The sequence below is a fragment of the Streptomyces sp. NPDC001410 genome (assembly GCF_042895235.1).
Taxonomy (GTDB): domain Bacteria; phylum Actinomycetota; class Actinomycetes; order Streptomycetales; family Streptomycetaceae; genus Streptomyces.
In genome coordinates this window covers 55428-80229 of record NZ_JBIAWE010000011.1, presented here as the reverse complement: position 1 = coordinate 80229, position 24802 = coordinate 55428, and the positions used below count along the sequence as shown (strand labels likewise).

Sequence of the window (24802 nt, the reverse complement as noted above, 5' to 3'; positions counted from 1 at the left end):
CTGCGGAGGTTTCCCGTGCGTTCCCTCGATGCTGCCCGGACCGTCTGCGAGCGGTTCCACCCCGGTCTGCTCAAGGAGCTGGAGCAGATTCCGTATGCCGAGCGGGAGCGGCCCGGCAGCCCGGTGATCGACCTGTTCCGCATCCACGGCGGGGTCGGTCTGCTGATACCCGAGGCCTACGGCGGCCACGGCGCCGCCCCGCTGGAGGCGCTGCGGGTCCAGCTCGCCCTCGGCGCGGTCTCCCCGTCGCTGGTCGCGGCCGTGTCCATGCACCACTTCACCGCCGCCATGCTGTACTCGCTGGCGGTCAAGTCGGGCCGGCTCACCGCCGCGCAGACCGAGCTGCTGCACCGGATCGTGCCGGACCAGCAGGTGCTGGCCTCCGGCTGGTCCGAGGGCCGTACCGCGCAGAACATCCTGAAGCCGGCCGTGACCGCGCGCCCGGTCGAGGGCGGGTTCCTGCTGTCCGGTTCGAAGAAGCCGTGCAGCCTGTCCCGTTCGATGAGCCTGCTCACCGCGTCCACCGCCATCCACGGCGAGGAGGGCGGCGAGCCGGAGCTGGCGCTCGCGCTGGTGCCGGCCGACGCGCCCGGCATGTCCGTGCACCCGTTCTGGGGCAACGACCTGCTGGCCGGCGCGGAGAGCGACGAGGTGCGCCTGGAGGACGTGTTCGTCCCGGCCGAGATGGTCGTCCGGGCCGGCGCCGACGACCCCACCCGCCTCGACGACCTGCAGTCGGCCGGATTCGTCTGGTTCGAGATGCTGATCTCCGCCGGGTACGCAGGCTCCGCCGCCGCGCTGGTGGAGCAGGTGCTGGAGCGGCAGCGGGGCAGCGCCGAGGAGCGAGCGGCTCTCGCCGTCGACATGGAGGCCGCCCTCGCTCTGTTGGAGGGCGTGGCCCGCGGGACCGGTCCCGAGCCCGGTGACGAGGAGTCGGTGGCGCGGGTGCTTGTTGCCCGTTACGCCGTGCAGAACGCGCTGCCGGGCGTCGTGGCCCGTGCGCTGGAGCTGCTCGGGGGGCTGGACTTCATCAGCAGCGCTGCCAGTGCGCAGGTCGCTGCCGCTACTCGGGCGCTGGCGTTTCATCCGCCGTCCCGTATCGCCGCGTCGGAGCCGTTGCTCGCGTACTTCGGCGGGGGGCCGCTGGTCCTGGCGTAGAGCTCGGCAGGCAGAGCTTCGTGGGCGACTGCGGGCCGTATGTGGCTGGTCGCGCCCGCGCGGCGGAGCCGCATATCGATACGGCCCCGCGCCCCTTTGGGGCGCTCCCCCCACCCAACCTTTTGGAGTGAGCGACACGTGACCGTCATCCAGGAATCACCGGCGCCGGCGACCGCCGTCGACGAGGCGGAGATCCTCAATCTGTACCGGGCCCACCTCAGCAAGGGCCGGGCCACGCTTGCCGAGTTGTTCGGCAGTCACATGGAGGTGGCGTCGGAGGGCGCCTGGCTCACCACCAGCGACGGTGAGCGCTTCCTGAACGCGGGCGGCTACGGCGTGTTCATCATGGGCGCCCGGCACCCGATCGTCATGGAGGAGGTGGAGCGCCAGCTGCGCACCCACCCCACCGCGACCCGCATCCTGCTGGAGCCGACGGTGGCCCGCGCCGCCGAGGCCCTGGTCTCGGTGCTGCCGCCCGGACTCGACCGCGTGCACTTCGCGCTGTCCGGCGCGGAGGCGGTGGAGACCGGTCTGAAGCTGGCCCGCGCGAACGGCTTCAAGCGCACCATCTCGATGCGCGGCGGCTACCACGGCAAGACGCTGGGCGCCCTGTCGGCGACCGCGAAGGACGTCTACCAGGCGCCGTTCCGCCCGCTCGTGCCCGACTTCCAGCACCTGCCGTTCGGTGACGCCGACGCCCTGGAGGCGGAACTGCGGGCGCACCCGGGCGAGGTGTGCGTGATCCTGGAGCCGGTGCAGGGCGAGGGCGGGGTCATCATCCCGCCGAAGGGCTACCTCAAGCGGGTCGAGGAGCTGGTCCGCGAGTACGAGGGCTTCCTCATCCTCGACGAGGTGCAGTCCGGCTTCGGGCGGCTCGGCGAGTGGTGGGGCGCCGACATCGAGGGCGTCGTCCCGGATGTCCTGCTCACCGGCAAGGCGCTCGGCGGCGGGGTGATGCCGGTGTCGGCGGCCGTCGCCACCCGCAAGGCGTTCCGCCCCTTCGACAAGGACCCCTACGTCCACACCGCCACCTTCTCCGGCCAGCCGGTGCTGATGGCCGCGGTGCAGGGCGCGATCCGGGCCGTCAAGGAGGAGCGCCTGGTCACCCGGGCCATGGACCTCGGTGCCCGGCTGCTGCCGCGGATCGCGGAGGTCGCCCACCGCAACATCCCCGAGCTGGTGGTGGACGTGCGCGGCCGGGGTCTGCTCATCGGCGTGGAGCTCGTGGAGGCCGGTCTGGCCGGCGAGCTGCTGATCGAGCTGTTCAACCACGGCGTGGTCGCCAACCACTCCATGAACGGCAGCTCGGTGGTGCGGTTCACGCCGCCCGCCGTGCTGGACGACACCGACGTGGACTTCCTCGTCAACTCCTTCGACCTGGCCACCCGCGACCTCATCCGGGGCGCGGCCAAGATGCCGGAAGGCGGTAACTGATCGTGCGGCACGTCGAACTCGATGCCCTGATACCCGCGGAGCAGGCCGAAACGGTCCTGCACGCCGTACGGCGCTGGGAGAAGTACCCGGATCTCGCGCCCCACGTCAACGCGACCACCGTGCACGCCTCCTACCCCGACCCGAAGGCCTCCTCCAGCTGGGAGCTGCACTTCCGCAGCGGCCTGCTGCGCTGGACCGAGGACGACACCGTGCTGCCGGAGTGCGGCGAGATCCGCTTCGAGCAGTCCGACGGCGACTTCGACTCCTTCTCCGGGACCTGGTCGGTGCAGCAGGACGGCGCCGACGTCACCGTGCGCTTCGACGCCGACTTCGACTTCGGCATCCCGAGCCTGGAGGGCATCCTCGACCCGATCGCCGAGCGGGTCATCAAGGAGACCGTCGCCTGGGCGCTGACCGGGCTGTACCCGGCCGTGCGGATCCAGGGCGGCATCCAACTCACCGAGCCCGCCGCGGTCGGCGCCTAGGAAGTGCCGAGGAGCTGACATGGACCAGGCGAACCCCTTCGAGACACCACGCACGTACTCGCTGCACCGCGCCGAGTACCTGGTGGGCCTCGCCGTCACCACCGGCCTGATCGTCTACCACTTCGGCGACATCCGCTGGCTGCCGGCGCTCGGACTGTTCCTCTACATCGACCTGATCGGCTACATCCCCGGCGCCATCGCGTTCAAGAAGAGCGGCGGCCGGCCGATCCACAAGGCGTACTACGTCCTGTACAACGTCATGCACAGCCTCATCACGCAGGGCGCGGTGGCCGCGCTGTGGTGCTGGCTGGTCAAGCCCGAGTGGGCGCTGCTGGTGCTGCCGTTCCATCTGTTCGGCGACCGCGGTCTGTTCGGCAACTTCATGAAGTCCTTCGCGCTGCCCTTCGAGCCGGTGCGCCAGGAGGGCTATCTGCGGCTGCTGGACGACCTGGGCCTGCCCCACCCGAAGCCGGTCGGGCACGCCATGGACCCGGTACCGGTCGGGCACGTCCCGGCGCGGCCGGTCGTACGGGAGACGGAGGCCGTGCGATGACCACCGCGACCGGCGTCCGGCGCACGGTCCGGCAGGACCCGGCCGAGCGTCGCCGGGCCCTGTACCACCTGGCGTCCCCGGTGTCGGTGCTGACCACCGGGCCCGAGGACCGGATGCACGGCACCACCGCGAGCACGGTCACCCTGGTCTCGCGCTCCCCCCTGCTGGTCGGTGTGGTGCTGCGGGCGGGCTCGTCCTTCGCCCGGCTGGCCGCCGCCGAGGGCCGGTTCGCGGTCAACGTGCTCGGCGGCGACCAGGCCGACGTGGCCCGGCGGTTCGCCGACAGCGGCCGGCCCGACGGCGACGCGGCCTTCGCGGGCCTGGCCTGGACGGCGGACCGGTACGCGCACGCCCCGCTGATCGCGGGCGCGCTCGCCCACTACGTCTGCCGGTTCCACTCCGCCCACGAGGCGGGCGACAGCGAGCTGCTGCTCGGGTACGTCGTCCGCGCCACCGCCGACAACGGGCGGCTCCCCCTGTTCAGTTACGCCGGCGGGCTGTTCGCCGGCTCCCTGCGCCCGGCGAAGGAGGCCGCCGCATCATGACTGAATATCCGGTACTCGTAGCCCCCGAAGCCGACTGGGAGAAGGCACCCGGTCTGCTGGACGGCGCGAAGGAACTCACCCTCGGCCCCGAGGAGTGCGACCTCGCCTACTGGATCACCTCGGTGGCCCAGGGCACGCTGCGCGAGCGCGGGGTGACCGGCCACCACGAGAACGCGATCACCCCGGACTTCCTCAAGGCGCCCGGCCCGTTACGCGAGGCGCTGATCCTGGAGTTCGGCTTCCGGGCACTGGCGGAGGAGCTGGCCACCCGGCTGCTCGGCCACTACGTCTGCGTCGCGCCCGGCATCCCGCAGATGGAGTTCTACGCCACCCAGCTGATCGACGAGGCCCGGCACGCCCGGGTCTTCCGCCAGCACCTGGTGGAGCTGGGCATCCCGGCGACCACGCTGCTCAAGGACATCGACGAGATGGCCCGGGACTACCGGGGGCGGGTCCTGGACCCGGTGGTGGACTTCACCCTGGACATCGTCCGCGACCAGGCCGACTTCCCCGGCGGGGTCGCCGTGTTCGCCATCATCATCGAGGGTGTGCTCGCCCCGGCGGCCGAGCTGAGCGAGCGCAAGTGGACCCCGCTGTCCCCGGCGACCGGCGAGATCTCGCGCGGCACCGCCATCGACGAGATCCGCCACCTCACCGTGGCCAGCACCATCCTGCGCGACCATGTGATCGAGCACCCGGAGTACAAGCCGCGGCTGCTGGAGATCCTGCGCGCGGGCGTGAAGCTGTGGGACGAGATCCCGGACCGGGAGTTCGTCATCCACCGCGAGGAACTGTTCCAGGAGGGCATGTTCCAGCACGCCGACAAGATCGGGGACTACGAGATCTGGCCGGGCGTCCGGCTGCTCGACACCACCGCCGAACAGCGCTACGACATGGCCGAGCAGTGGACCGACGAGATGGCCGAGGTCCGTATGGCCTACATGGGCCTGCCCGTCGGCGTCCTCGCCTCGGAGGCCGGCGCATGAGCACCGGGCGGGCCGCGGTCGTCACCGGCATCGGGGCGTACGTCCCGCCCAACGTGGTGACCAACGACGACCTGGCCGCCCGCCTCGACACCTCCGACGCCTGGATCCGGTCGCGCACCGGGATCGCCGAGCGGAACTTCATCTCCCCTGGCACCTCCACCGGCGATCTGGCGGTGGAGGCCGGTCTGAGGGCGCTGAAGTCGGCGGGTGACGAGGAGGTGGGGGCGGTGGTGCTGGCCACCACCACCCCGGACCAGCCCTGCCCGGCCACCGCACCGCAGGTGGCCGCGCGGCTGGGGCTCGGGCAGGTGCCAGCCTTCGACGTGGCGGCCGTCTGCTCCGGGTTCCTGTACGGCCTGGCCTCGGCCGCGGGGCTCATCGCGGCCGGGATCGCGGACCGGGTGCTCATGATCGCGGCGGACGCCTTCACCACGATCATCAACCCCGAGGACCGCACCACCGCGGTGATCTTCGCGGACGGCGCGGGCGCGGTGGTGCTGCGCGCGGGCTCGGCCGGTGAACCCGGTGCGATCGGCCCGCTGGTGCTCGGCAGCGACGGCGAGCTGAGCCATCTGATCGAGGTCCCGGCGGGGGGTTCCCGGCAGCGGTCCACCGACCGGCCGGTCGCCCCGGAGGACCACTACTTCCAGATGCTCGGCCGGGACACCTACCGGCACGCGGTGGAGCACATGACCGCCGCGTCCACGGAGGCGGCCGAGCGGGCCGGCTGGCGGCTGGACGACGTCGACCGGTTCGTGGCGCACCAGGCCAACGCCCGGATCCTGGAGGCGGTTTCGGACCGGCTCGGCATCCCCGCCGAGCGGCAGCTGAGCAACATCGCGCGGGTCGGCAACACCGGCGCCGCCTCGATTCCGCTGCTGCTCGCCGAGGCCACCGCCGAGGGCCGGCTCGCCGCGGGCCACCGGGTGCTGCTCACCGCGTTCGGCGGGGGCCTGTCCTGGGGTGCCGGCACCGTCATCTGGCCGGAGCTGCAAACCATCTGACCGATCGTCAGTCATTCATATCGATTCAGCGGTACGCGGGGTGCGTACACCTTCGAAAGGAACCGACATGCTGGAGCAGCTCAAGGAAATCCTGTCCAACAAGCTCAAGGTGTCGCCCGAGTCGATCACTCCGGAGGCCACCCGGGAGGACATCGAGCTGGACTCGCTGGCCGTGGTGGAGCTGTCGCTGCTGCTGAAGTCCGAGCTGGACCTGGACATCAGCGACGACGACCTCCTGGAGGCCGAGACCGTGGGCGACATGGTCCGGCTCATGGAGGAGCGGAGCGCGAAGGTCTGATGGCCGGGATGGACATCGCCGTCACCGGGCTCGGCCTGGTCACCCCGGGCGGTATCGGGGTCGGGCCGAGCTGGGCGGCGGTCTGCGACGGCAGGCCGGCCGCCGCCCTCGATCCGGTGCTGGCGGACAACCCCGTACAGATTTCCTGCCGAGTACCCGACTTCGACCCCGAGACCCTGCTGAGCGCCCGGCGGGCCCACCGCCTGGACCGGTTCGTGCAGTTCGCGCTGGTCGCCGCGCACGAGGCGGTGGCCGACGCGGGCCTCGACCCGCAGACCTGGGACGGCGCACGCGTGGGCGTCGTGCTGGGCTGCGCCGACGGCGGGCCGGGCACGGTCGAGGAACAGCACCATGTGCTGCGCGAGCACGGCGCCGACCGGGTGTCACCGCTCCTGCTGCCCATGCAGCTGCCGAACATGCTGGCCGGTCAGACGGCCATCGAGTTCGGGGCGACCGGACCCAATCTGGTGGTGGCCACCGCCTGCGCCTCGGGCGCGACCGCCATCGGGACCGCCCGGGACCTGCTGGCGCTCGGCCGGTGCGACATCGTGCTGGCGGGCGGCAGCGAGGCCATGATCACCCCACTGGTCATGGCCGGGTTCGCCCAGATGGGCGCGCTGTCCAAGCGGCACGACGATCCGGCGGCCGCGTCCCGCCCGTTCGACGTGGACCGCGACGGCTTCGTCGCCGGTGAGGGCGCGGGGATCCTCGTGATGGAGCGTGTCGCGGACGCCCGCGCCCGCGGTGCGCACATCCACGGCCGGATCGTCGGGTACGGCGCGACGGCCGACGCGCACCACATGACGTCGCCGCATCCTGACGGTGCGGGGATCGAGGCCGCGGTGCGGGCGGCTCTCGCCGATGCGGGTGCCGATCCGGACGAGGTTCAGCACGTCAACGCGCACGGTACGTCGACGCCGCTCAACGATCTGTCCGAGGCCCGGATGATCCGGCGGACCCTGCGTGGGGATCCGTTGGTCACCTCCACGAAGGGAGTCACCGGTCATCTGCTGGGTGCCGCCGGCGCGGTCGAGGCCGCGTTCGCCGTGCTCAGCGTGGAGCACGAGTTGATTCCACCGACCGCCAACCTGGTCATGCCCGATCCCCGGATCGAGGTCAAGTTGGCCCAGACCGCTACCGAGATGCCGATCGACCTGGCACTGAGCAACTCGCTCGGATTCGGTGGGCAGAACACGGCACTGGCGATCGCTCCCGCCTGACGCGGTACGACGCCAGCGCCAGACAGCCGTCCGTCGGTCCTCCGCGGGCGGCTGTTGCACGTCCTCCTCCCCAACCTCTTTGAGCAGCCCAGGAGTTCTCCATGTCCACCAGCGGTTCCCCACCCCAGGCCGGTCGGCTCGGTACCGGTCACATCCTCTTCCTCATCGTCGCCGCCGCGGCCCCGCTCTCCGCCATGGTCGGCACCGTTCCGCTCGCGTTCGCCTTCGGTGACGGAGCCGGTGTGCCCGCGGCGTTCCTCTTCGCCGGGGTCACCCTGCTGTGCTTCTCGGTCGGCTACGCGGTGAGCGCCCGCCGCACCGGAGGCTCCGGTGGCTTCTACGCCTCCGTGGCCGACGGGCTCGGCCGGCCGCCCGCGGTCGCCGCGGGCTATGTCGCCCTGCTCTCCTACAACTGCGCGACCATCGGCCTCGCCGGCGCGCTCGGCTACTTCACCCACCTGGTGTTCGCCGCCCACGGGATGACGGTGTCCTGGGAGTGGTGCGCGGCCGTCGGGCTGGTGCTGACGGCCGTGCTCGGCTACCGGGAGATCGCGCTCAGCGCCCGGGTGCTGGCCCTGCTGATGCTCGGCGAGATCGGTGTGCTGGCCGCCCTGGACGTGGCGATCCTGGCCCGGCACGGACTGCACGCGCTGCCCACCGCCTCGTTCTCCCCGCACGTCGCGGCCGGGCACGGCGTCGGTGTCTCCCTGATGTTCGCGTTCGTCTCCTTCATCGGCTTCGAGTCGGCCGCCCTGTACGGCAAGGAGGCGAAGGACCCGCGGCGCAGCGTGCCCCGGGCCACCTACGCGGCCGTCGTCCTGATCGCCGGCTTCTACGCCCTCACCAGCTGGCTGGCGGTGGGCGCGGTCGGCAGCGACAAGGTGCGCGAGGTCGCGGGCAAGCAGATGGGCGACCTGTTCTTCGTCCTCGGCGACGACTTCCTCGGCAAGGCGGGCAGCACCGGGCTCCAGGTCCTGCTCTGCACCAGCCTGTTCGCGGCGACGCTGGCTCTGCACAGCGCCGCCAATCGCTACGCCCAGGTGCTCGCCGAGGACGGTCTGCTGCCGCGAGGCCTGGCCGCCGAGCACCCGCGGCACCGCTCCCCGCACCGGGCCAGCCTCGCCCAGAGCGCGCTGACCACGCTGGTCGTGGCCGGCTTCGCCGTCGCCGGCCTCGACCCGTACGCAGACCTGACCACCAGCATGCTGGGCCTCGGCACCCTGGGCATCGTCGCCCTCCAAGCGCTGGCCGCGCTGTCCGTGCTGGGGCTGCGGCTGCGGGGCGGCGGCGGGCACTGGTGGCGGGAGCTGCTCGCCCCGCTGCTGGGCTTCGCCGGCCTCGCCGCCTCGGTGTGGCTGGTGGTCGGCAACTTCGACATGCTCACCGGCTCCCCGTCCAAGGTCATCGCCGCGCTGCCCTGGCTGCTGCCGCTGGTCGCCCTGGGCGGCCTGCTGTACGCGGCCCGCCTGCGCTCGGCCCACCCGCTCCGCTATCGCCTCCTCGGCACCCGGCACACCGCGACCGCCGCTGCGGAGCAGTCCCCCGCGTCCTCCCCCGCCCTGTCAGGAGACCGCCATGCATGATCCCCACGAGCTGATCGAGGCCGGTCCGGACGCCGTACGGCGCCTGGCCCGCCGCCGCTACGAGCTCGACCTGGACGCCCTGGGCACCGCGCTGCACGCCCGCTCGGCCACGCAGGCCGAGGTGACCCGGCTGCGCACGGAGCTGAACCGCACCGCCAAGGCCCGCCGCTCCGGCCCGCCCACCGAGGCGGAGAAGGAGGCCGCGCGGGCGCTGCGCACCGAGGTGCAGCAGGCCGAGGGCGCCGCCCGCGCGGCCGCCGGCGAACTGACGGAGCTGCTGCTGGGCATCCCCAACCTCCCGCTGGACACGGTCCCGGACGGCGACTCGGAGAAGGAGGCCGTGGAGATACGGCGCGGGGGTCCGGACCCGCGTCCCTCGGCCGGTGCCCGCCACCACGCGGAGATCGGCGAGGCCCTCGGCATCCTCGACTCCCCCGCGGCTGCCAAGCTCTCCGGTGCCCGCTTCAGCGTCTCGCACGGCGCCGGAGCCCGGCTGGAGCGGGCCCTCGGCGACTTCTTCCTCGACCTGCACACCCGCGAGCACGGCTACACCGAGCAGTCGGTGCCGTTCCTGGTCAGCCGCGACACGATGACCGGCACCGGGCAACTGCCCAAGTTCGAGGAGGACCTGTTCCGCACCCAGGTCGGCGACCGCGAACTGTTCCTGATCCCGACCGCCGAGGTCCCGCTGACCAACCTGGTGGCCGGACAGCTCCTGGACGCCCGGACGCTGCCGTACGCGTTCACCGCCCGCACCCCCTGCTTCCGCGCCGAGGCGGGCGCGTACGGCCGTGACACCCGGGGCGTCCTGCGTCTGCACCAGTTCGAGAAGGTGGAGCTGGTGCGCGTCTGTGCCCCGGAGGAGGCCCAGGAGCAGCTGGAGCTGATGGTCTCGCAGGCCGAGGAGTGCCTGCGCCGCCTCGAACTCTCCTTCCGTACGGTCCTGTTGCCCGCGGGCGACATGGGCTTCTCCGCCCGGATGACGTACGACATCGAGGTCTGGCTGCCGGGCGGCGGCTCCTACCGGGAGATCTCCTCGGTCTCCGACTGCGGCACCTTCCAGGCCCGCCGCGCCGACATCCGGGTCAAGCGCGCCGACGGCCGCAAGACCCCGGCGGCCACCCTGAACGGCTCGGCCCTCCCGATCGGCCGCACGGTCGCCGCGCTGCTGGAGCAGGGCGTCCAGGAGGACGGGTCGGTGGCCCTGCCCGAGGCGCTGGTCCCGTACACGGGCTTCCGGCGCATCCTGCCGGACGGGGTCACCGAGTAACCCTGTCCAGGGTTGGGAAGGCCGGAACAGCAGTCTGGGCCCCTCCCATCGCGGCTTCCGGGCCGGGACGGGAGGGGCGTTCTGGGTTGCGATCCTGACCCGCGAGCCGCGATGAGTCCTGCGGCGTCCGGCGGTCGTACTGTCGAAGCCGCTACCGAGGAGGACTTCTGATGCGCAGCGTGACCTATTCCATGAACGTCTCGCTTGACGGCTACATCGTCGGGCCGGACGGCAACTTCGACTGGACGGCACCCGACGAGGAGGTCTTTCGCTTCTGGATCGACGAGATCCGCGAGGTCGGCGTTCACCTGTTGGGACGACGGCTGTACGAGACGATGCTGTACTGGGAGACCGCCGACCAGGATCCATCGCTCGACGACTCAGAGCGGGAGTGGGCCGCGCTCTGGAAGCCGCTCCCGAAGGTGGTGTTCTCCACCACGCTGTCGGCGGTGCAGGGCAATGCCCGCCTGGCCTCCGGCGGCCTGGCGGAGGAGATCGAGCGGTTGCGGGCCGAGCCGGGGGAGGGCGACATCGCGATCGGCGGCGCGACTCTCGCCGCCGAGGCGGCCGCGTCGGGTCTGATCGACGAGTACCGGACCGTGGTCCACCCGGTGCTGGTCGGCGGTGGCATTCCGTTCTTTCCCCGGCGCGAGCGCCGGGTGGATCTCGAACTCGTCGAGACCCGCACCTTCAGCTCGAAATTCGTCTACCTCCGCTATCGCGTGGCGCGCTAGCTCAAGACGTCCCCGGAAACTCAGTTCTTCAGGGCGATCAGTACGCCGGCCCCGGCGAAGGCCACTGCGCTCAGCAGCATGTACACCGCCGGTCCCCTCATGTGCTTCCACCTGACCACCCGTGCCGTCCGGGGGTTCCCGCGCTCGTACACCACCTGAAACCTCGAGCCCGGCCGCCAGGTTCATCCCGGTCCCGCGCATCTCGGGCGAGAACTCCACGCGGTGTCCCTGCTGGTCGGTAAAGGCGATGACCGGCACCGGGTTGAAGCCGTCGGAAGAGTCGTCCCGCGTGTGGCCGACCACGACACCCTGGGTGTCCTCGCACTCAGGAGACGCAGCATCCCCGAGACCGGTTGCGGAACCGGACGCCCCGGGTCCCGGGGCGTCCGGTCATCTGCCGGTCCACACCGGTCCGTCGTTCACGCGCCCATCATGTGCACCCCGCCGTCCACATGGACGACCTCGCCCGTGGTGCGCGGGAAGAAGTCCGACAGCAGGGCCACGACCGCGCGGGCGGCCGGGTCCGGGTCGGTGAGGTTCCAGCCGGCCGGGGCCCGCTCGGTCTCCCAGACGTCGGCCAGCTGCGAGAAGCCGGGGATGGACTTGGCGGCCATGGAGCGCAGCGGACCGGCCGCGACGAGGTTGCTGCGGATGCCGCGGGGGCCGAGGTCGCGGGCGAGGTAGCGGCTGGTGGACTCCAGGGCGGCCTTGGCCACGCCCATCCAGTCGTAGTGCGGCCAGGCGACCGTCGCGTCGAAGGTGAGACCCACGACCGAGCCGCCGCGCCGTTCCAGGAGCGGCAGGCAGGCCGTGGTGAGGGACTTCAGGGAGTACGCCGACACGTGCACGGCCGTCGACACGTCGTCCCAGGTGCCGTCCAGGAAGGAGAAGGCGCCCTGGGGGCCGTAGGCGATGGAGTGGACGATGCCGTCGAGGGAGTCGACGTGCTCGCCGACGCGGTCGGCGAGGGTGTCCAGGTGGCCCTGGTCGGTGACGTCCAGCTCGATGACGGGGGCGGGCTTGGGCAGGCGCGAGGCGAAGCGCTCGATGAGGGTCAGCCGGCCGAAGCCGGTCAGCAGGACCTCGGCGCCCTCCTCCTGGGCGATCCGGGCCACGTGGAAGGCGATGGAGGCGTCCGTGACCACCCCGGTCACCAGGATCCGCTTGCCGGCGAGGATGCCGCTCATGCCACCGACACCCCCTTCGGCAGGGCGCTGACCAGCGGGGAGTCATGGTCCTGGGGGCCGAGGGCGCTGCCGCCGCCGGGTTCACCGAGGCCGTCGAAGAACGCGGCGTTGGAGGCCGCGTGGTCGTCGCCCCACTCCTCGGGAAGGTCGTCCTGGAAGTAGATGGCGTCGACCGGGCACACCGGTTCGCAGGCGCCGCAGTCCACGCATTCGTCCGGATGGATGTACAGGGCGCGCTGCCCCTCGTAGATGCAGTCCACGGGGCATTCGTCGATGCAGGAGCGGTCCTTGACGTCGACGCAGGGCAGTCCGATGACGTAGGCCATGCTCAACTCCTTCCGAGGGTCGATGAGTTCACCGGACGGGGCGGCCGGTGGTGCGCTCGCCGAGGGTCAGTACGGTGCCGGCGAGCACGGCCATGGCGGCGGCGATGACGCCGAACAGGGCACCCGGGCCGTGCGCCTCCAGGACCGGCAGCAGCGCGAACGGCAGTGCGGCGGCGCTGAGTTTGGACAGCGAGTAGGCGGCTCCGGAGGCGGTGGCCCGGATCGCGGTGGGGTACTGCTCGGACAGGTATACGTGCGAGACGCTGGAGAAGACGTTGCTGCACAGGGTGTAGGCGAAGCCGCAGGTGACGATCAGTGCGGCCGAGTCGGCGTAGGCGAACCCGAGTCCGGCCAGGACCATCGCGGCCGCCGACAGCGCGATCAGGGTGCGCCGCTCGACGCGGTCCACGACGGGCAGGGCGAGCGCGGAGCCCACCGGGTAGCCGAGGAAGGACAGCGCCGTGAAGCCGAGGCCGGCGACGACGCCGTAGCCCTTGGCGGCGACGATCTGCGGGGCGAGCGTGCCGAAGCCGTAGTAACCGACGACCGACAGCACACAGAACAGCCAGAGGACGAGGGTGCGGCGCAGCATGCCGGGGCGCAGGACGTCCCGCAGCCGGGAGTGGTCCACAGCCTCCTCGGTCTGCGGCCCGGGCGTCTCCAGCGGCAGACCGCGGCCCGCCGCCTCCGCCTCCATGCGGGCCACCAGCCGCTCGGCCTCCGCGGTCCGGCCGGTCGCGGCCAGCCAGCGCGGGGACTCGATCAGCTGCCGGCGCAGCACCCACACCACGGCCGAGCCCAGCGCGCCGAGCACGAACAGCCAGCGCCAGCCGGCCACGCCCAGCGGGGTCAGCGGCACCAGCCACAGCGCGGCGAAGCCCACCGCGGGCACTCCGCAGAAGGCGAGGGTGTAGGCCCCGGCGATGAACCGGCCGCGTTTCTTCGCGGGCAGCACGTCGGCCAGGTAGCAGTCGGACAGGGCCTGTTCGGCGCCGATGCCGATCCCCGCGAGGAAGCGGGTGACGATCAGCCATGTGGCGTTCGGGGAGAAGGCGCCGAGCAGCGAGAACACCGAGTAGATGGCGAGGTTGACGAGGAAGGCCCGGCGCCGGCCGAACCGGTCGGCGATCCGGCCGAGCGTCAGCGAGCCGATGAACTGGCCGACGAACACGGAGGCCAGGACGAGCTTGAGCGAGGTGGCGCCGAAGGCGAAGTCGCTCTGCAGCACCTTGCCGATGGTGCCCGACAGGTTGTTCTCGAAGGTGTCGAAGAACAGGCCGACGCCGATGACCGCGGTGAGTCTGCGGTGCAGGGGAGTGATCGGCATGCGGTCCAGGCGGACCCCGATCGGGGCGGGAGCGGTGACACCGCCCGCCGCGGCGGTGGTCTGGGACATGGGACTGGCTCCTTTGGGGACTCCTTGCGAACGCCCCCGTCGCTCCTGGGAAGGAACCGCCCGGGCCACCGGCGGGCCCGGGCGTGCGGCCCGGGGGCCGGGGTGTGGGGGGTGTGGGGTGTGGAGGAAGTGGCGGTGTGAGTAAGGGAGACGGGGATGTCAGGCCGCTTCTTCCATGGCGCGGCGCCGGAGCTGCTCCTCCACGTCGCCGCGCCGCACGGGCGCGCTGACCTCGTGCAGATAGGAGGCGACCTCGCGGTACGAGGCCCAGAACCCGACCTCGTGGTACGGCACCCCGCGCTCGGCGCAGTACTCCATGGTCAGTTCCCGGGCGCGGCCGAGGTTCTTCTGCGGCATGGCCGGGAACAGGTGGTGCTCGACCTGGTAGTTGAGGCCGCCGTAGAGGAAGTCGACCAGCCGGTTGGGGCGGATGTTGCGGGAGGTGAGGACCTGGCGCTCCAGCCAGTCGAGGGTCTCCTCCGCGCCGTCGCGGACGTCCATGCCCTTGTGGTTCGGGGCGAAGATCATCCCGAAGTAGACGCCGAGCGCTGCGTGCTGGACCACGATGAAGGCGACCGCGAGGCCCGGGGACAGGACGGTGAAGACGAGACCGAGGTAGACGGCGGCGCGCAGCAGGATCAGGAAGGTCTCCAGGGCGGGCCGCTTGGTCTTGCCCTGGACGATCGACAGGACCGCGGTCTTCAGCATCTTGAAGCCTTCTAGCACCAGCAGCACGAAGAACAGCACGCTCTGGTAGCGCACGACGAACTTCTGCGTGCCCTTGCGGCTCGGGTACTGCTTGATGTCGAAGATGGCGGTGCGCCGGCCGATGTCCGGGTCCATGTCCAGGTGGTTGGGGTTGCTGTGGTGCCGGTTGTGGTGGTTGACCCACCAGCCGTAGCTGACCCCGTTGACCAGGTTGGCGTGGACGTAGCCGACCGCGGAGGCGGCCTTCTTGCTGCGGAACATCGCCTTGTGGCCGGCGTCGTGCCACATGAACGCCGACTGGCCGCCGCACAGGCCCATCCACAGGGCCGTGACCAGCTGCCACCAGGAGTCGCCCAGCTCGAAGAAGGCGGCGAACCCGATCAGCAGCAGAGTGGTGTTGAGGGCCAGCTTGCCCACGTAGTACCGGGGGTCGAGGTCGAGGAGGCCCTCGGCCTTGACCCGTTTGAGCAGCTCGGCGAAGGTCGCCGAGGCGCCGGTGCGCTGCCCGGCGCCGGCGCCTCCACCGGTGGCGAGTGCCCCGGCTTCTTGTATGTGCGGACGCTGCATGCGTAGCTCTCCTTGGGAGAAGTGCCCGGATCGGGCGGCGGCGCCGCTGCCCCGCGGACCTGCGGGCGCCGCGAGTCGACAAGGCTCCCGCGTGCGGTCACCGTCGCGGGTCAGGTCCTGTCGTCGGACTCCCGTCGTCCGCCCGGAGGGCGGGTCGTGCGGCGCCTGGTGCGGGCGATCGCAAGGCGCCGGGGCGTCCTCGTGGCGGAGCCACGTGGGCGGTCCGGCAACGCGGCGAGCGTGCGTGCCAGGCGTCGCACGACAGGCGGGAGTCCGACGACAGGACCTGAGATCCGCCCGGCGGACCGAGGAGACGGGGGCACAGTGCGGTGCTCCCGGGCCCGGACCGCCGGGCGAACGTGTGTCCAGCGTTCCGTGGAGCGCTGATGTGGCACTGATGTCCCTCTGATCGGACGTGCCGTGCCGGTTCAGGCAGCCGCCCCGGTGCTCATCCGCTCGTCCAGGGCGCGGACGACCGCGTCGGCGGCCTCGGCCACCGCCTGGTCGTCGGGGGCCCCGATGACGGCCATCAGCTGCTCGACCATGGCGTGCTGGAGTTCTTCGGTGGACTGGCTCATGTCGTCGTCTCCTTCGGGTGAGGGTGGGTCAGAAGGCTTTGCAGGCACGGAAGATGTGCGCGAATCCGGGCAGCGAGGCCTGCGGCCCGTCGAAGGCGACGTACTCGGGAATCAGCACGTCCGGGGCCCACTTCTGCTTGTACGACAGCTGCGTCTGCGCCGGGTACAGCGCCGCGCCCTCGGCCCACAGGGCGTGCATCAGCCACTGGAACGCGGGGCTGTGGCCGTCGAGTTCGTGGCCCGCGTCCAGGCCGGTGAACGGCGTGAACCCGAAGTGCAGCCACTCGACGCCCTCGGCCCGGAACACCTCGATGGCGTGCGCGTTGATGGCCTCCATCAGGCCCGGGGAGCCCTCGGGGACACGGCGGCTGAGGTCGTGCATCCAGCCGGCCCGGCTGCCGTAGACCGGCGAGTACGAGATGTAGGCGACCGGGGCGCCGTCGATGGTGCCGGTGAAGAGCCGGCGGTGCGCCTGGGCCGCGCCGCCGATCTGGCCGACGAGGAACTCCAGTTGCTGGGCGCCGCCCTTGGAGCCGAGCCAGGCCTGGTCGATCGCGGCGATGGCGTCCTGCACGTCGGCCGCGTCGACCTCCTGGATCTGCAGGCCGTTGCGGTGGGCGCGGGAGATCTTGTTGCGCAGCTGCATGAACTTGGTGCCGCGCAGGGTGAACTCGGCCAGGCTCACCGCCCAGGAGGCGCCGACCTGGTTGACGGTGAAGCCGAGCGCGGCGTAGCGCTCGGCGTCGGTGCGCTGGAGCTGGACGCCGACGAGGGTGAGGCCCTCGTCGCGGACGTACTTCCGGAAGGCCTCCAGGAGGGTGCCGTAGTCCTGCTCGGCGGCGAAGGGGCCGCCGAACTGCACGGCGTGGCGGCCGGTGCGGCGGTAGACGACGACACCGTCCGCGTCCGGGACGGTGAAGACACTGTTTCCGCTGTTGAGCGCCAGGAACGAACTCGGGTTCTCGCTTGCCGTGTGGGCGCGTATCGCCTCGAGAATCGGGTTGTCCGTGCTGGTTTCGGTGGTGGTCGCGGTCATTCCCGTACCCCTTTCGGGAGCGTTTTCCATCGAAGGGAGTACAGCACCGAGAGGATGCCGGGGAAAAGGGCCACAAGGAATTCATTACCGGTGTCAGAAGCGTGTCAGCATTCCGTCAGCGAGCGGTGCCACTGTGGCTCCAGACCGGAATTCCGTACGCGGTGACCACGAATTCACCAGTCGACGCGCGGAACGAACTTTTCCCACCCGGTGCTGCGCCAATGGCGGCTCGGCACCGGTCCCCCAGGACCGCCGGCCGCCCCCCGTCCCGGCGGAGCAACCGCCCCGGCGGGCCGTCCAGGAAGCAGACGCCCGCCGGGGCGTGGCGCGTTCGGCCACCCTGTCTTTCACCGCAGCACGACCCCGTACAGAAACACCTTCGCCAGGAATTTTCACCAAGGGGGGAAGACATGCTGAGGTTCTCCATTCTCGGCGCACTGCAGATACTCACCGCATTCGGACCGGCGGACATCTCCGGCGATCTGCAGCGCACCCTCGTGCAGACGCTGCTGGTCAGCGAGGGCCAGCCGGTGTCCGGGGAGAGCCTGGCCGAGGAGATGTGGGGCGACGCCGTCCCCGACAACCAGGCCAACGCCCTCCAGGCCCATGTCAGCCGGTTACGCCGCAGGCTCCGCGATCTGGAACCGGACCGGCCGGCCTCCCGGGTGACCATGCACCCCTCCGGCTACCGGCTCGGCATCGGGGAGGGCGAACTGGACGCGGCCGAGTTCATCCGGGCGGTGCGGCTGGCCGAGTCCGCGGCGCCGGACGACGCGGCCCGCACCGCACGGCTGCTGGGCGACGCGCTCGGGATGTGGCGCGGCCCCGTCTTCGGCGGGTTCACCGGCGGGACGCTGTGCCAGCTGGCCGGTGCCCGCTACGAGGAGTACCGGATGCGGGCCATGGAGCTGCGCTTCGACGCCGAGCTGCGGCTCGGCCGGCACGCGGCGGTCCTCGCCGAGCTGACCGAGGCGCACACCAACCACCCCTTGCGGGAACGCTTCTGCGAGCAGCTGATGATCGCCCTCTACGGCTCGGGACGGCAGGCCGACGCCCTCGACGTCTACCGCCGGATGCGCCGCCACCTCGACGACGAGCTGGGCATCCAGCCCTCCCCCGCCCTGCGCCGGGTGGAGAGCGCGATCCTCTCCCACGACCCCGCGCTGACCGGCGACCTGCGCCTGCAACCGGCCTGAGGATCGGTGGACTTGAGGGAGGCGCGAGCCGGACCGCGTAAGCGGTCCGTCAGTCACCGGTCAGTCCGCCTTGGCACGCTCGACGGGCAAGTGGAATCAGACCCCCTACCTTTGGAGGCCCCATGACCACGAGCCAGACCCCGGCACACGCGGCGACGCATACGCCGACCCGTGCCGCCGCGGCGCGCCCGTTACGGACCTTCCTCGCGCTGGACGCCGCCGTGACCGCCGCCAACGGCCTGATCTACCTGCTCGCCGCGGGCCCGGTGGGCGATCTGCTCGGCCTCGACGCCGGGTTCCTGCGGGGCATCGGCGTGTTCCTCACGGTGTACGGCGGCCTCGTGGCGCTGCTGGCGAGCCGTCCGGTGCCGAGCACGGCCGCCACCAAGGCGGTCATCGAGGCCAACGCGCTGTGGGCGGTCGCGTCCGTCGCCACCGCGCTGTTCGGATGGTTCGGCCCGAACACCGTCGGCACGGTGTGGACCGTGCTGCAGGCAGCGGTCGTGGGGGCGTTCGCCGCGCTCCAGTCGAGCGGGCTGCGCCGGCTCGGCAACTGACGTTCCGTCACTTCAGTGAAGCAGGGGGAGACATGAGGTCCCACGTCGAGGAACTGGCCGGCATACGCGAGAGCGTCCTCGCCGGCCCCGGTGAGAAGGCGACCGCCGCCCAGAAGGCCAAGGGCAAGCTCACCGTGCGCGAACGGATCGGCCTGCTCCTCGACGAGGGCTCCTTCCAGGAGGTCGAACCGCTGCGCCGGCACCGGGCGACCGGGTTCGGCCTGGAGGCGAAGAAGCCGTACACCGACGGTGTCGTCACCGGCTGGGGCACGGTCGAGGGCCGGACCGTCTTCGTCTACGCCCATGACTTCCGGATCTTCGGCGGTGCGCTGGGCGAGGCCCACGCCGCCAAGATCCACAAGATCATGGACATGGCCATCGCGGCGGGCGCGCCCCTGGTCTCCCTGAACGACGGCGCGGGCGCCCGCATCCAGGAGGGCGTCACCGCCCTCGCGGGCTACGGCGGCATCTTCCGGCGCAACACGGCGGCGTCCGGTGTCATCCCGCAGATCAGCGTGATGCTCGGCCCGTGCGCCGGAGGTGCCGCCTACAGTCCCGCGCTCACCGACTTCGTGTTCATGGTCCGCGAGACGTCCCAGATGTTCATCACCGGACCGGACGTCGTCAAGGCGGTCACCGGCGAGGAGATCACCCAGAACGGCCTCGGCGGCGCCGACGTCCACGCGGAGACCAGCGGGGTGTGCCACTTCGCCTACGACGACGAGGAGAGCTGCCTGGAGGAGGTCCGCTATCTGCTGACCCTCCTCCCCCGCAACAACCGCGAGAACCCGCCCGCCGTGCCCTGCGACGACCCGGCCGAACGGCGCTGCGAGACACTCACCGACCTGGTGCCGGTCGACGGCAACCGGCCGTACGACATGGCCAGGGTCATCGAGGAGATCGTCGACGACGGCGAGTACCTGGAGGTCCACCAGCGCTGGGCGCGGAACATCATCTGCGCGCTGGCCCGGCTGGACGGCCAGGTCGTCGGGATCGTCGCCAACCAGCCGCAGAGCCTGGCCGGCGTCCTGGACATCGAGGCGTCCGAGAAGGCGGCGCGCTTCGTGCAGCTCTGCGACGCGTTCAGCATCCCGATCGTCACCCTGCTCGACGTGCCCGGCTTCCTGCCGGGCGTCGGCCAGGAGCACGGCGGCATCATCCGCCACGGCGCCAAGCTGCTCTACGCCTACTGCGACGCGACCGTGCCGAGGATTTCGCTCATCCTGCGCAAGGCGTACGGAGGTGCCTACATCGTCATGGACTCCCAGTCGATCGGCGCCGACCTCACCTACGCCTGGCCCACCAACGAGATCGCGGTGATGGGCGCGGAGGGTGCCGCGAACGTCATCTTCCGCCGCCAGATCGCCGAGGCCGACGACCCCGAGGCCAAGCGTGCCGAGCTGGTCAAGGAGTACAAGGCCGAGCTGATGCACCCGTACTACGCGGCCGAGCGCGGCCTGGTGGACGACGTCATCGACCCGGCCGACACCCGCCGCGTCCTCATCGGCGCGCTGGCGATGCTGCGCACCAAGCACGCCGAGCGCCCCGCCCGCAAGCACGGCAACCCCCCTCAGTGACGGAGGTCCCCATGTCCGTATCCCCCACAGCCCCCATCCGCGTCGAGAAGGGCGAGGCCACGCAGGAGGAGCTGGCCGCCCTCGCGGTGCTGCTGCTCAGCCGCACCGCGCTGGCCGGGTCCGGCGCCGAGCCCTCCTCCCCGGGCACCACGTCCTGGCGCCCGCACGCCTTCCACGCCCCCCACAGCTGGCAGCGCTCCTGACGAGCGCCGCCACGCCGAGCGGCCCGGCACACGCCAGGTACGTGTGCCGGGCCGCTCGGCGTGGGCATCAGTCCTGGACGAGGGTGACGTCCTGCTCCTGGACCGCGTGGAAGTGGGGCAGCGGCACAATGCCCGAGGGCCGCAGCTCCATGACGGTGGCCTCCACATGGGCCGTGCCGGGGACGAGCGAGCCGGCCGAGACCTTGCCGTAGTTCTGCCAGGGGTGCTCGGCGCCGTCGCACTGGGCGCTGCTGCCGCCGATGCCGTGCTTGAGCCGCAAGTCGCCCTGGCTGACCGAGGAGCTGACGAAGACCGGTCCGGTGTTGCCGGTGCAGCGGTAGGTGCCGGAGAGGGTGACGGTGCCGTCGGCGGCGATCCGGCCGGTGAGGGCGACGGTGACACTCTCTCCCGCGTCGGCGGTGGCCGGGCCGACGGCGGAGCACAGCAGCGCGGCTGCGCCGAGGACGGCGGCCAGGGCGGGGCGTACGGGCATGGGATACCTCCCGGTTCCATGGGGGTGGGGGCTTCCACTGGTACCGGGTGGCCGTGCCGCCGGGCGTGATCGTCACCCCATCGGTGGCGCGTCTCGGTGGCGCGTCATGGAAGCGTCCGGGAGTTGTCCGCATGTTGTCACGCTTCACTGCGGCCGGTTCCGGTGCGTTCACGGCGGGAGCATGGTCTATGCATGGCGGGCGAAGGCCGAACCGGCCCGCCCCTCACATCCGATGTGGAGGTGCGCCATGTGCTCCTGTGAAATCTCGTGCGCCGCGTCCGGCACCGGCACCCCGCACACCGTGTCCGCCCATCCGGAACAGGGCTGGGCCCTGCTCTGCGACGGCTCGATCCGCTTCGACGACAGCGGGGAGCTGCTCCCGGACGGCAGCGTGGTCCCGCCCCACCGGGTCCCCGCCGACCGGCTCGCCGTGGCGGCCTGATCCAGAAGACACCCCCTACGACAGCACCGCGAACCCGTCCAGCTCCACGAGCGCCTGCTCGTCCCACAGCCGTACGACCTCCACGACCGCCATCGCCGGATACTCCCGGCCCGCCAACTGCTGCCAGATGCGGCCCAGTTGACGGGCGTGGGCACGGTAGGCGGCGACGTCCGTGGCGTAGACGGTGACGCGGGCGAGGTCGGCGGGGGTGCCGCCGGCCGCGTCGAGGGCGGTGAGGAGGTTGGTGAGTGCCTTCTCGAACTGCTCGGGGAGTGTGGCTCCGGTGACCTTGCCGGCGGTGTCGAGGGCGGTCTGGCCGGCCAGGAACACCACGCGGGAGCCGCCGGCGACGACGGCGTGGGAGAAGCCCGTGGGCGGGGACAGCTCGGGCGGGTTGACGCGCTCGGTCGTCACGGGTGCTCCTCCCGGGTGGCGGTGGCATACAACTCCTTGGCGATGATGCCCCGTTGGACCTCGCTCGCGCCCTCGTAGATCCGCGGGGCGCGCACCTCGCGGTAGAGGTGTTCGAGCAGATGGCCCCGCTCCAGCGCCCGTGCTCCGTGCAGTTGGACGGCCGCGTCGACGACGTACTGCGCGGTCTCGGTGGCCAGCAGCTTCGCCATCGCGGCCCGCTTGGGCACGTCCGGGGCGTTCTCGTCGTACGCCGTCGCCGCCGCGTACACCATCAGGCGGGCCGCGTCCGTGCGCAGGGCCATCTCGGCGACCTGGTGGGCGACGGACTGAAGGTCCATCAGCTTGCCGCCGAAGGCGTCCCGTCGGGCGGTGTGGGCAAGCGTCGCATCGAGCGCCGCCTGGGCCATGCCGACGGCGAAGGCGCCGACGCTCGGCCGGAACAGGTTGAGCGTGCCCATCGCGACCCGGAAACCGCGGTCGACCTCCCCGAGCACGTCGAACTCGGTCACCGGGACGGCGTCGAAGTCGAGGCTGCCGATGGGGTGCGGGGAGAGCATCTCCAGGGCGGAGCCGGTGAGGCCGGGCCGGCCGGCGGGCACGAGGAAGGCCGTCACGCCACGGGCGCCGGCATCGGGGGTGGTCCGTGCGAAGACCGTGTAGAAGTCGGCCTCGGGTGCGTTGGAGATCCAGCACTTCTGCCCGGTGAGCCGCCAGCGCCCCGCCCCGTCCGGATCCGCCCGCAGTGCCAGCGCCGCCGCGTCCGACCCCGCCCCCGGCTCGCTGAGCGCGAACGCGGCCACCGCGGTGCCGTCGGTCACGCGGGGCAGCCAGCGCTCCCGCTGGGCGGGGGTGCCGTGGGCGTGGACGGGGTGGGCGCCCAGGCCCTGCAGGGCGAGGGCGGTCTCGGCCTCCGTGCAGGCGTAGGCCAGGGACTCGCGCATCAGGCAGAGGTCGAGGGCACCGGAGGCGAAGAGCCGGGCCGGCAGGCCCAGCCGGCCGAGTTCCGCGACCAGTGGCCGATCGACCCGGCCCGGCTCGGCCTTCTCGGCGAGCGGGCGCAGCCGTTCGGCGGCCAGGGTGCGCAGCTCGGCACACCAGGCGACTTGTTCCGGTCCGAGTGAGAATGCAGGCATCGCCGGTCCCCTCTCCCGTGCTGTCACCCGACCGTATCGCGCTCCATTGACTGTCGTCACCAACACGATACGCTCCTTGTGCGAGGCCACCACGAGCCCATCAGGCAAGGGGGCGCCATGCATCTCTCGGCCCACGTCGACACCTTCGCCCGCGACCACCTCCCGCCGCCGGACGAGTGGCCCGACCTGTGTTTCGAGCTGCCGGAGCTGAGCTACCCCGAACGGCTGAACTGCGCCGTCGAGCTGCTCGAACACGCCGACCCCGGCCGCCCGGTCTTCCACACCCCGGACGGCCCCAGCTGGACCTACGGCGACCTGCGCGCCCGCGTCGACCGCATCGCCCATGTCCTCACCGGCGAACTCGGCGTCGTACCCGGCAACCGGGTCCTGCTGCGCGGCCCCACCACCCCCTGGCTGGCCGCCTGCTGGCTGGCCGTGCTGAAGGCGGGCGCGGTCGCGGTCACCGTGCTGGCCCAGCAGCGCGCGCACGAGCTGGCCACGGTGTGCGAGATCGCCGAGGTCCGGCACGCGCTGTGCGACATCCGGGCCCTGGACGACCTGGCGAAGGCCGAGGTACCGGGCCTGCGCATCACCGCGTACGGCGGTGACGCGGCCGACGACCTGCTGCACCGCCCGGCGCCCGGCACCCCCTACCCGGCGGTCGACACCGCCTCCGACGACGTGGCCCTGATCGCGTTCACCTCAGGCACCACGGGTCGCCCGAAAGGGTGCATGCACTTCCACCGGGATGTGCTGGCCATAGCGGACACCTTCTCCAGACATGTGCTGCGACCCCACGCGGACGACGTCTTCACCGGCAGTCCCCCGCTCGGCTTCACCTTCGGCCTGGGCGGACTGGTGATCTTCCCGATGCGGGCCGGCGCCAGCTCCCTGCTCCTCGAACAGGCCGGCCCCCGCCAGCTGCTGCCCGCGATCGCCGAGCACCGGGTCTCGGTCCTGTTCACCGCGCCGACCGCCTACCGGGCGATGCTCGACCACCTGGCCAGGTACGACACCTCGTCCCTGCGGCGCTGTGTGTCGGCCGGCGAGAACCTGCCCGTGGCCACCTGGCGGGCCTGGCAGGAGCGCACCGGGCTGCGCATCATCAACGGCATCGGCGCCACCGAGCTGCTGCACATCTTCATCTCCGCGGCCGACGAGCGGATCAGACCCGGCACGACGGGCGTCCCGGTGCCGGGCTGGCAGGCGCGCGTCCAGGACGCCGACGGGGACCCGGTGCCCGACGGCGAGCCGGGCCTGCTCGCGGTCCGCGGCCCGGTCGGCTGCCGCTATCTCGCCGACCCGCGGCAGCGGGAATACGTGCGCGGCGGCTGGAACATCACCGGCGACACCTACGTCCGCGAGAGCGACGGCTACTTCCGCTATGTGGCCCGCGCCGACGAGATGATCATCTCCGCGGGGTACAACATCGCCGGACCGGAGGTGGAGGACGCGCTGCTGCGCCACCCCGACGTGGTCGAGACGGCGGTCGTCGGCCGCCCCGACGAGGCGCGCGGCCAGGTGGTGGTCGCCTACACGGTGCTGCGGGACGGAGCGCGGCCGGACCCGGAGTCCCTGCGCACCTTCCTCAAGTCCGAACTGGCGCCCTACAAATGCCCGCGCGAGTTCGTCTTCCTCGACGCACTGCCCCGCACGGCCACCGGCAAGCTGCAGCGGTTCCGGTTGCGCACCGGAGGTGACCAGCAGTGATGCCGAAGA

27 protein-coding genes are annotated in these 24802 nt (G+C 71.7%); 18 read left to right on the top strand and 9 right to left on the bottom strand.

Features of this window, described 5'->3' with window-relative positions:
• The first annotated feature begins 15 nt into the window (after positions 1 to 15).
• The 12 genes from ACFY3C_RS24620 to ACFY3C_RS24565 all read left to right on the top strand — a co-directional run bounded on the left by ACFY3C_RS24620 (position 16) and on the right by ACFY3C_RS24565 (position 11270).
• Positions 16 to 1158 carry an acyl-CoA dehydrogenase family protein gene (locus ACFY3C_RS24620; protein ID WP_390772245.1) on the top strand — a complete coding sequence of 381 codons (1143 nt, stop codon included), beginning with the start codon at positions 16 to 18 and terminating at the stop codon, positions 1156 to 1158.
• Between the two features lie 138 nt (positions 1159 to 1296).
• Complete coding sequence (locus tag ACFY3C_RS24615; RefSeq protein ID WP_390772244.1) at positions 1297 to 2592, top strand: aspartate aminotransferase family protein; 1296 nt, start codon at positions 1297 to 1299, stop codon at positions 2590 to 2592.
• 2 nt (positions 2593 to 2594) lie between these two features.
• A complete protein-coding gene (locus ACFY3C_RS24610) occupies positions 2595 to 3077 on the top strand; it encodes a type II toxin-antitoxin system RatA family toxin (protein ID WP_386575740.1) in 483 nt (160 codons plus the stop codon).
• A gap of 19 nt (positions 3078 to 3096) precedes the next feature.
• A complete protein-coding gene (locus ACFY3C_RS24605; protein ID WP_386575742.1) occupies positions 3097 to 3630 on the top strand; it encodes a hypothetical protein in 534 nt (177 codons plus the stop codon).
• Positions 3627 to 4175 carry a flavin reductase family protein gene (locus ACFY3C_RS24600; protein ID WP_386575744.1) on the top strand — a complete coding sequence of 183 codons (549 nt, stop codon included), beginning with the start codon at positions 3627 to 3629 and terminating at the stop codon, positions 4173 to 4175. Before ACFY3C_RS24605 ends, ACFY3C_RS24600 begins: the two co-directional genes overlap by 4 nt.
• Positions 4172 to 5161 carry a VlmB-like protein gene (locus tag ACFY3C_RS24595; protein WP_386575745.1) on the top strand — a complete coding sequence of 330 codons (990 nt, stop codon included), beginning with the start codon at positions 4172 to 4174 and terminating at the stop codon, positions 5159 to 5161. Before ACFY3C_RS24600 ends, ACFY3C_RS24595 begins: the two co-directional genes overlap by 4 nt.
• Entirely contained in the window at positions 5158 to 6165 is a 1008-nt protein-coding gene (locus ACFY3C_RS24590; protein ID WP_386575746.1) for a beta-ketoacyl-ACP synthase III, read from the top strand. The genes ACFY3C_RS24595 and ACFY3C_RS24590 overlap by 4 nt, the downstream gene beginning before the upstream one ends.
• 67 nt (positions 6166 to 6232) lie before the next feature.
• Positions 6233 to 6463 (top strand): phosphopantetheine-binding protein, encoded by a 231-nt coding sequence (locus ACFY3C_RS24585; RefSeq protein ID WP_020942802.1) that lies wholly within the window; start codon positions 6233 to 6235, stop codon positions 6461 to 6463.
• The gene (locus tag ACFY3C_RS24580) at positions 6463 to 7683 is read left to right on the top strand and encodes a beta-ketoacyl-[acyl-carrier-protein] synthase family protein (RefSeq protein ID WP_386575748.1); all 1221 of its coding nucleotides are present in this window, start codon (positions 6463 to 6465) and stop codon (positions 7681 to 7683) included. The genes ACFY3C_RS24585 and ACFY3C_RS24580 overlap by 1 nt, the downstream gene beginning before the upstream one ends.
• Before the next feature lie 101 nt (positions 7684 to 7784).
• Entirely contained in the window at positions 7785 to 9266 is a 1482-nt protein-coding gene (locus ACFY3C_RS24575) for an APC family permease (RefSeq protein ID WP_390772243.1), read from the top strand.
• Positions 9259 to 10536, top strand: a complete 1278-nt coding sequence (gene serS, locus ACFY3C_RS24570; protein ID WP_390772242.1) for a serine--tRNA ligase — start codon at positions 9259 to 9261, stop codon at positions 10534 to 10536. The genes ACFY3C_RS24575 and serS overlap by 8 nt, the downstream gene beginning before the upstream one ends.
• A 170-nt stretch (positions 10537 to 10706) precedes the next feature.
• Positions 10707 to 11270, top strand: coding sequence for a dihydrofolate reductase family protein (locus tag ACFY3C_RS24565; protein ID WP_390772241.1), 564 nt, complete (start codon positions 10707 to 10709; stop codon positions 11268 to 11270).
• A 419-nt stretch (positions 11271 to 11689) separates the two neighbouring features.
• Here ACFY3C_RS24565 and fabI read toward each other — a convergent pair whose 3' ends face one another.
• The 6 genes from fabI to ACFY3C_RS24535 all read right to left on the bottom strand — a co-directional run bounded on the left by fabI (position 11690) and on the right by ACFY3C_RS24535 (position 17068).
• Positions 11690 to 12457 carry an enoyl-ACP reductase FabI gene (gene fabI / locus ACFY3C_RS24560; RefSeq protein ID WP_386575754.1) on the bottom strand — a complete coding sequence of 256 codons (768 nt, stop codon included), beginning with the start codon at positions 12455 to 12457 and terminating at the stop codon, positions 11690 to 11692.
• A complete protein-coding gene (fdxA, locus tag ACFY3C_RS24555) occupies positions 12454 to 12783 on the bottom strand; it encodes a ferredoxin (protein ID WP_386575755.1) in 330 nt (109 codons plus the stop codon). The genes fabI and fdxA overlap by 4 nt, the downstream gene beginning before the upstream one ends.
• A gap of 28 nt (positions 12784 to 12811) precedes the next feature.
• The gene (locus tag ACFY3C_RS24550; protein WP_386575756.1) at positions 12812 to 14179 is read right to left on the bottom strand and encodes an MFS transporter; all 1368 of its coding nucleotides are present in this window, start codon (positions 14177 to 14179) and stop codon (positions 12812 to 12814) included.
• Between the two features lie 159 nt (positions 14180 to 14338).
• Positions 14339 to 15454 carry a fatty acid desaturase family protein gene (locus ACFY3C_RS24545; protein ID WP_386575757.1) on the bottom strand — a complete coding sequence of 372 codons (1116 nt, stop codon included), beginning with the start codon at positions 15452 to 15454 and terminating at the stop codon, positions 14339 to 14341.
• Between the two features lie 428 nt (positions 15455 to 15882).
• Entirely contained in the window at positions 15883 to 16032 is a 150-nt protein-coding gene (locus ACFY3C_RS24540; RefSeq protein ID WP_386575759.1) for a hypothetical protein, read from the bottom strand.
• Between the two features lie 28 nt (positions 16033 to 16060).
• Positions 16061 to 17068 carry a DUF2156 domain-containing protein gene (locus ACFY3C_RS24535; protein ID WP_386575760.1) on the bottom strand — a complete coding sequence of 336 codons (1008 nt, stop codon included), beginning with the start codon at positions 17066 to 17068 and terminating at the stop codon, positions 16061 to 16063.
• Between the two features lie 410 nt (positions 17069 to 17478).
• Between ACFY3C_RS24535 and ACFY3C_RS24530 the strand changes: the two genes are divergently transcribed.
• The 4 genes from ACFY3C_RS24530 to ACFY3C_RS24515 all read left to right on the top strand — a co-directional run bounded on the left by ACFY3C_RS24530 (position 17479) and on the right by ACFY3C_RS24515 (position 20601).
• Positions 17479 to 18264, top strand: coding sequence for a BTAD domain-containing putative transcriptional regulator (locus tag ACFY3C_RS24530; protein ID WP_390772240.1), 786 nt, complete (start codon positions 17479 to 17481; stop codon positions 18262 to 18264).
• A 122-nt stretch (positions 18265 to 18386) separates the two neighbouring features.
• Positions 18387 to 18821 (top strand): hypothetical protein, encoded by a 435-nt coding sequence (locus ACFY3C_RS24525; RefSeq protein WP_390772239.1) that lies wholly within the window; start codon positions 18387 to 18389, stop codon positions 18819 to 18821.
• 32 nt (positions 18822 to 18853) lie between these two features.
• On the top strand, positions 18854 to 20398 hold the full coding sequence (locus ACFY3C_RS24520) for an acyl-CoA carboxylase subunit beta (RefSeq protein WP_390772238.1): 1545 nt from the start codon (positions 18854 to 18856) through the stop codon (positions 20396 to 20398).
• A gap of 11 nt (positions 20399 to 20409) precedes the next feature.
• Positions 20410 to 20601: an acyl-CoA carboxylase epsilon subunit gene (locus tag ACFY3C_RS24515; RefSeq protein ID WP_386575764.1), complete on the top strand. Its 192-nt coding sequence runs from the start codon at positions 20410 to 20412 to the stop codon at positions 20599 to 20601.
• A gap of 67 nt (positions 20602 to 20668) precedes the next feature.
• Here ACFY3C_RS24515 and ACFY3C_RS24510 read toward each other — a convergent pair whose 3' ends face one another.
• Positions 20669 to 21094 (bottom strand): DUF6299 family protein, encoded by a 426-nt coding sequence (locus ACFY3C_RS24510; protein ID WP_386575765.1) that lies wholly within the window; start codon positions 21092 to 21094, stop codon positions 20669 to 20671.
• Between the two features lie 247 nt (positions 21095 to 21341).
• On the opposite strand from ACFY3C_RS24510, the gene ACFY3C_RS24505 reads away from it, so the two are divergent.
• Positions 21342 to 21536, top strand: a complete 195-nt coding sequence (locus tag ACFY3C_RS24505; protein ID WP_386575767.1) for a DUF5999 family protein — start codon at positions 21342 to 21344, stop codon at positions 21534 to 21536.
• A gap of 15 nt (positions 21537 to 21551) precedes the next feature.
• Here ACFY3C_RS24505 and ACFY3C_RS24500 read toward each other — a convergent pair whose 3' ends face one another.
• Positions 21552 to 21950 carry a RidA family protein gene (locus ACFY3C_RS24500; protein ID WP_390772237.1) on the bottom strand — a complete coding sequence of 133 codons (399 nt, stop codon included), beginning with the start codon at positions 21948 to 21950 and terminating at the stop codon, positions 21552 to 21554.
• Positions 21947 to 23083: an acyl-CoA dehydrogenase family protein gene (locus tag ACFY3C_RS24495; protein ID WP_390772236.1), complete on the bottom strand. Its 1137-nt coding sequence runs from the start codon at positions 23081 to 23083 to the stop codon at positions 21947 to 21949. Before ACFY3C_RS24495 ends, ACFY3C_RS24500 begins: the two co-directional genes overlap by 4 nt.
• A gap of 117 nt (positions 23084 to 23200) precedes the next feature.
• On the opposite strand from ACFY3C_RS24495, the gene ACFY3C_RS24490 reads away from it, so the two are divergent.
• A complete protein-coding gene (locus tag ACFY3C_RS24490) occupies positions 23201 to 24793 on the top strand; it encodes an AMP-binding protein (RefSeq protein WP_390772235.1) in 1593 nt (530 codons plus the stop codon).
• Positions 24794 to 24802: the final 9 nt, after the last annotated feature.

Bases quoted from the DNA above. Each gene is read 5' to 3' on its own strand.
- ACFY3C_RS24510 (WP_386575765.1), bottom strand. From the start codon at position 21,094: ATGCCCGTACGCCCCGCCCTGGCCGCCGTCCTCGGCGCAGCCGCGCTG.
- ACFY3C_RS24495 (WP_390772236.1), bottom strand. From the start codon at position 23,083: ATGCCTGCATTCTCACTCGGACCGGAACAAGTCGCCTGGTGTGCCGAG.
- fdxA (WP_386575755.1), bottom strand. From the start codon at position 12,783: ATGGCCTACGTCATCGGACTGCCCTGCGTCGACGTCAAGGACCGCTCC.
- ACFY3C_RS24505 (WP_386575767.1), top strand. From the start codon at position 21,342: ATGTGCTCCTGTGAAATCTCGTGCGCCGCGTCCGGCACCGGCACCCCG.
- ACFY3C_RS24515 (WP_386575764.1), top strand. From the start codon at position 20,410: ATGTCCGTATCCCCCACAGCCCCCATCCGCGTCGAGAAGGGCGAGGCC.
- ACFY3C_RS24595 (WP_386575745.1), top strand. From the start codon at position 4,172: ATGACTGAATATCCGGTACTCGTAGCCCCCGAAGCCGACTGGGAGAAG.
- fabI (WP_386575754.1), bottom strand. From the start codon at position 12,457: ATGAGCGGCATCCTCGCCGGCAAGCGGATCCTGGTGACCGGGGTGGTC.
- ACFY3C_RS24585 (WP_020942802.1), top strand. From the start codon at position 6,233: ATGCTGGAGCAGCTCAAGGAAATCCTGTCCAACAAGCTCAAGGTGTCG.
- ACFY3C_RS24520 (WP_390772238.1), top strand. From the start codon at position 18,854: ATGAGGTCCCACGTCGAGGAACTGGCCGGCATACGCGAGAGCGTCCTC.
- ACFY3C_RS24545 (WP_386575757.1), bottom strand. From the start codon at position 15,454: ATGCAGCGTCCGCACATACAAGAAGCCGGGGCACTCGCCACCGGTGGA.
- ACFY3C_RS24580 (WP_386575748.1), top strand. From the start codon at position 6,463: ATGGCCGGGATGGACATCGCCGTCACCGGGCTCGGCCTGGTCACCCCG.
- ACFY3C_RS24550 (WP_386575756.1), bottom strand. From the start codon at position 14,179: ATGTCCCAGACCACCGCCGCGGCGGGCGGTGTCACCGCTCCCGCCCCG.
- ACFY3C_RS24575 (WP_390772243.1), top strand. From the start codon at position 7,785: ATGTCCACCAGCGGTTCCCCACCCCAGGCCGGTCGGCTCGGTACCGGT.
- ACFY3C_RS24605 (WP_386575742.1), top strand. From the start codon at position 3,097: ATGGACCAGGCGAACCCCTTCGAGACACCACGCACGTACTCGCTGCAC.
- ACFY3C_RS24535 (WP_386575760.1), bottom strand. From the start codon at position 17,068: ATGACCGCGACCACCACCGAAACCAGCACGGACAACCCGATTCTCGAG.
- ACFY3C_RS24530 (WP_390772240.1), top strand. From the start codon at position 17,479: ATGCTGAGGTTCTCCATTCTCGGCGCACTGCAGATACTCACCGCATTC.
- ACFY3C_RS24590 (WP_386575746.1), top strand. From the start codon at position 5,158: ATGAGCACCGGGCGGGCCGCGGTCGTCACCGGCATCGGGGCGTACGTC.
- ACFY3C_RS24565 (WP_390772241.1), top strand. From the start codon at position 10,707: ATGCGCAGCGTGACCTATTCCATGAACGTCTCGCTTGACGGCTACATC.
- ACFY3C_RS24525 (WP_390772239.1), top strand. From the start codon at position 18,387: ATGACCACGAGCCAGACCCCGGCACACGCGGCGACGCATACGCCGACC.
- ACFY3C_RS24600 (WP_386575744.1), top strand. From the start codon at position 3,627: ATGACCACCGCGACCGGCGTCCGGCGCACGGTCCGGCAGGACCCGGCC.
- serS (WP_390772242.1), top strand. From the start codon at position 9,259: ATGCATGATCCCCACGAGCTGATCGAGGCCGGTCCGGACGCCGTACGG.
- ACFY3C_RS24540 (WP_386575759.1), bottom strand. From the start codon at position 16,032: ATGAGCCAGTCCACCGAAGAACTCCAGCACGCCATGGTCGAGCAGCTG.
- ACFY3C_RS24490 (WP_390772235.1), top strand. From the start codon at position 23,201: ATGCATCTCTCGGCCCACGTCGACACCTTCGCCCGCGACCACCTCCCG.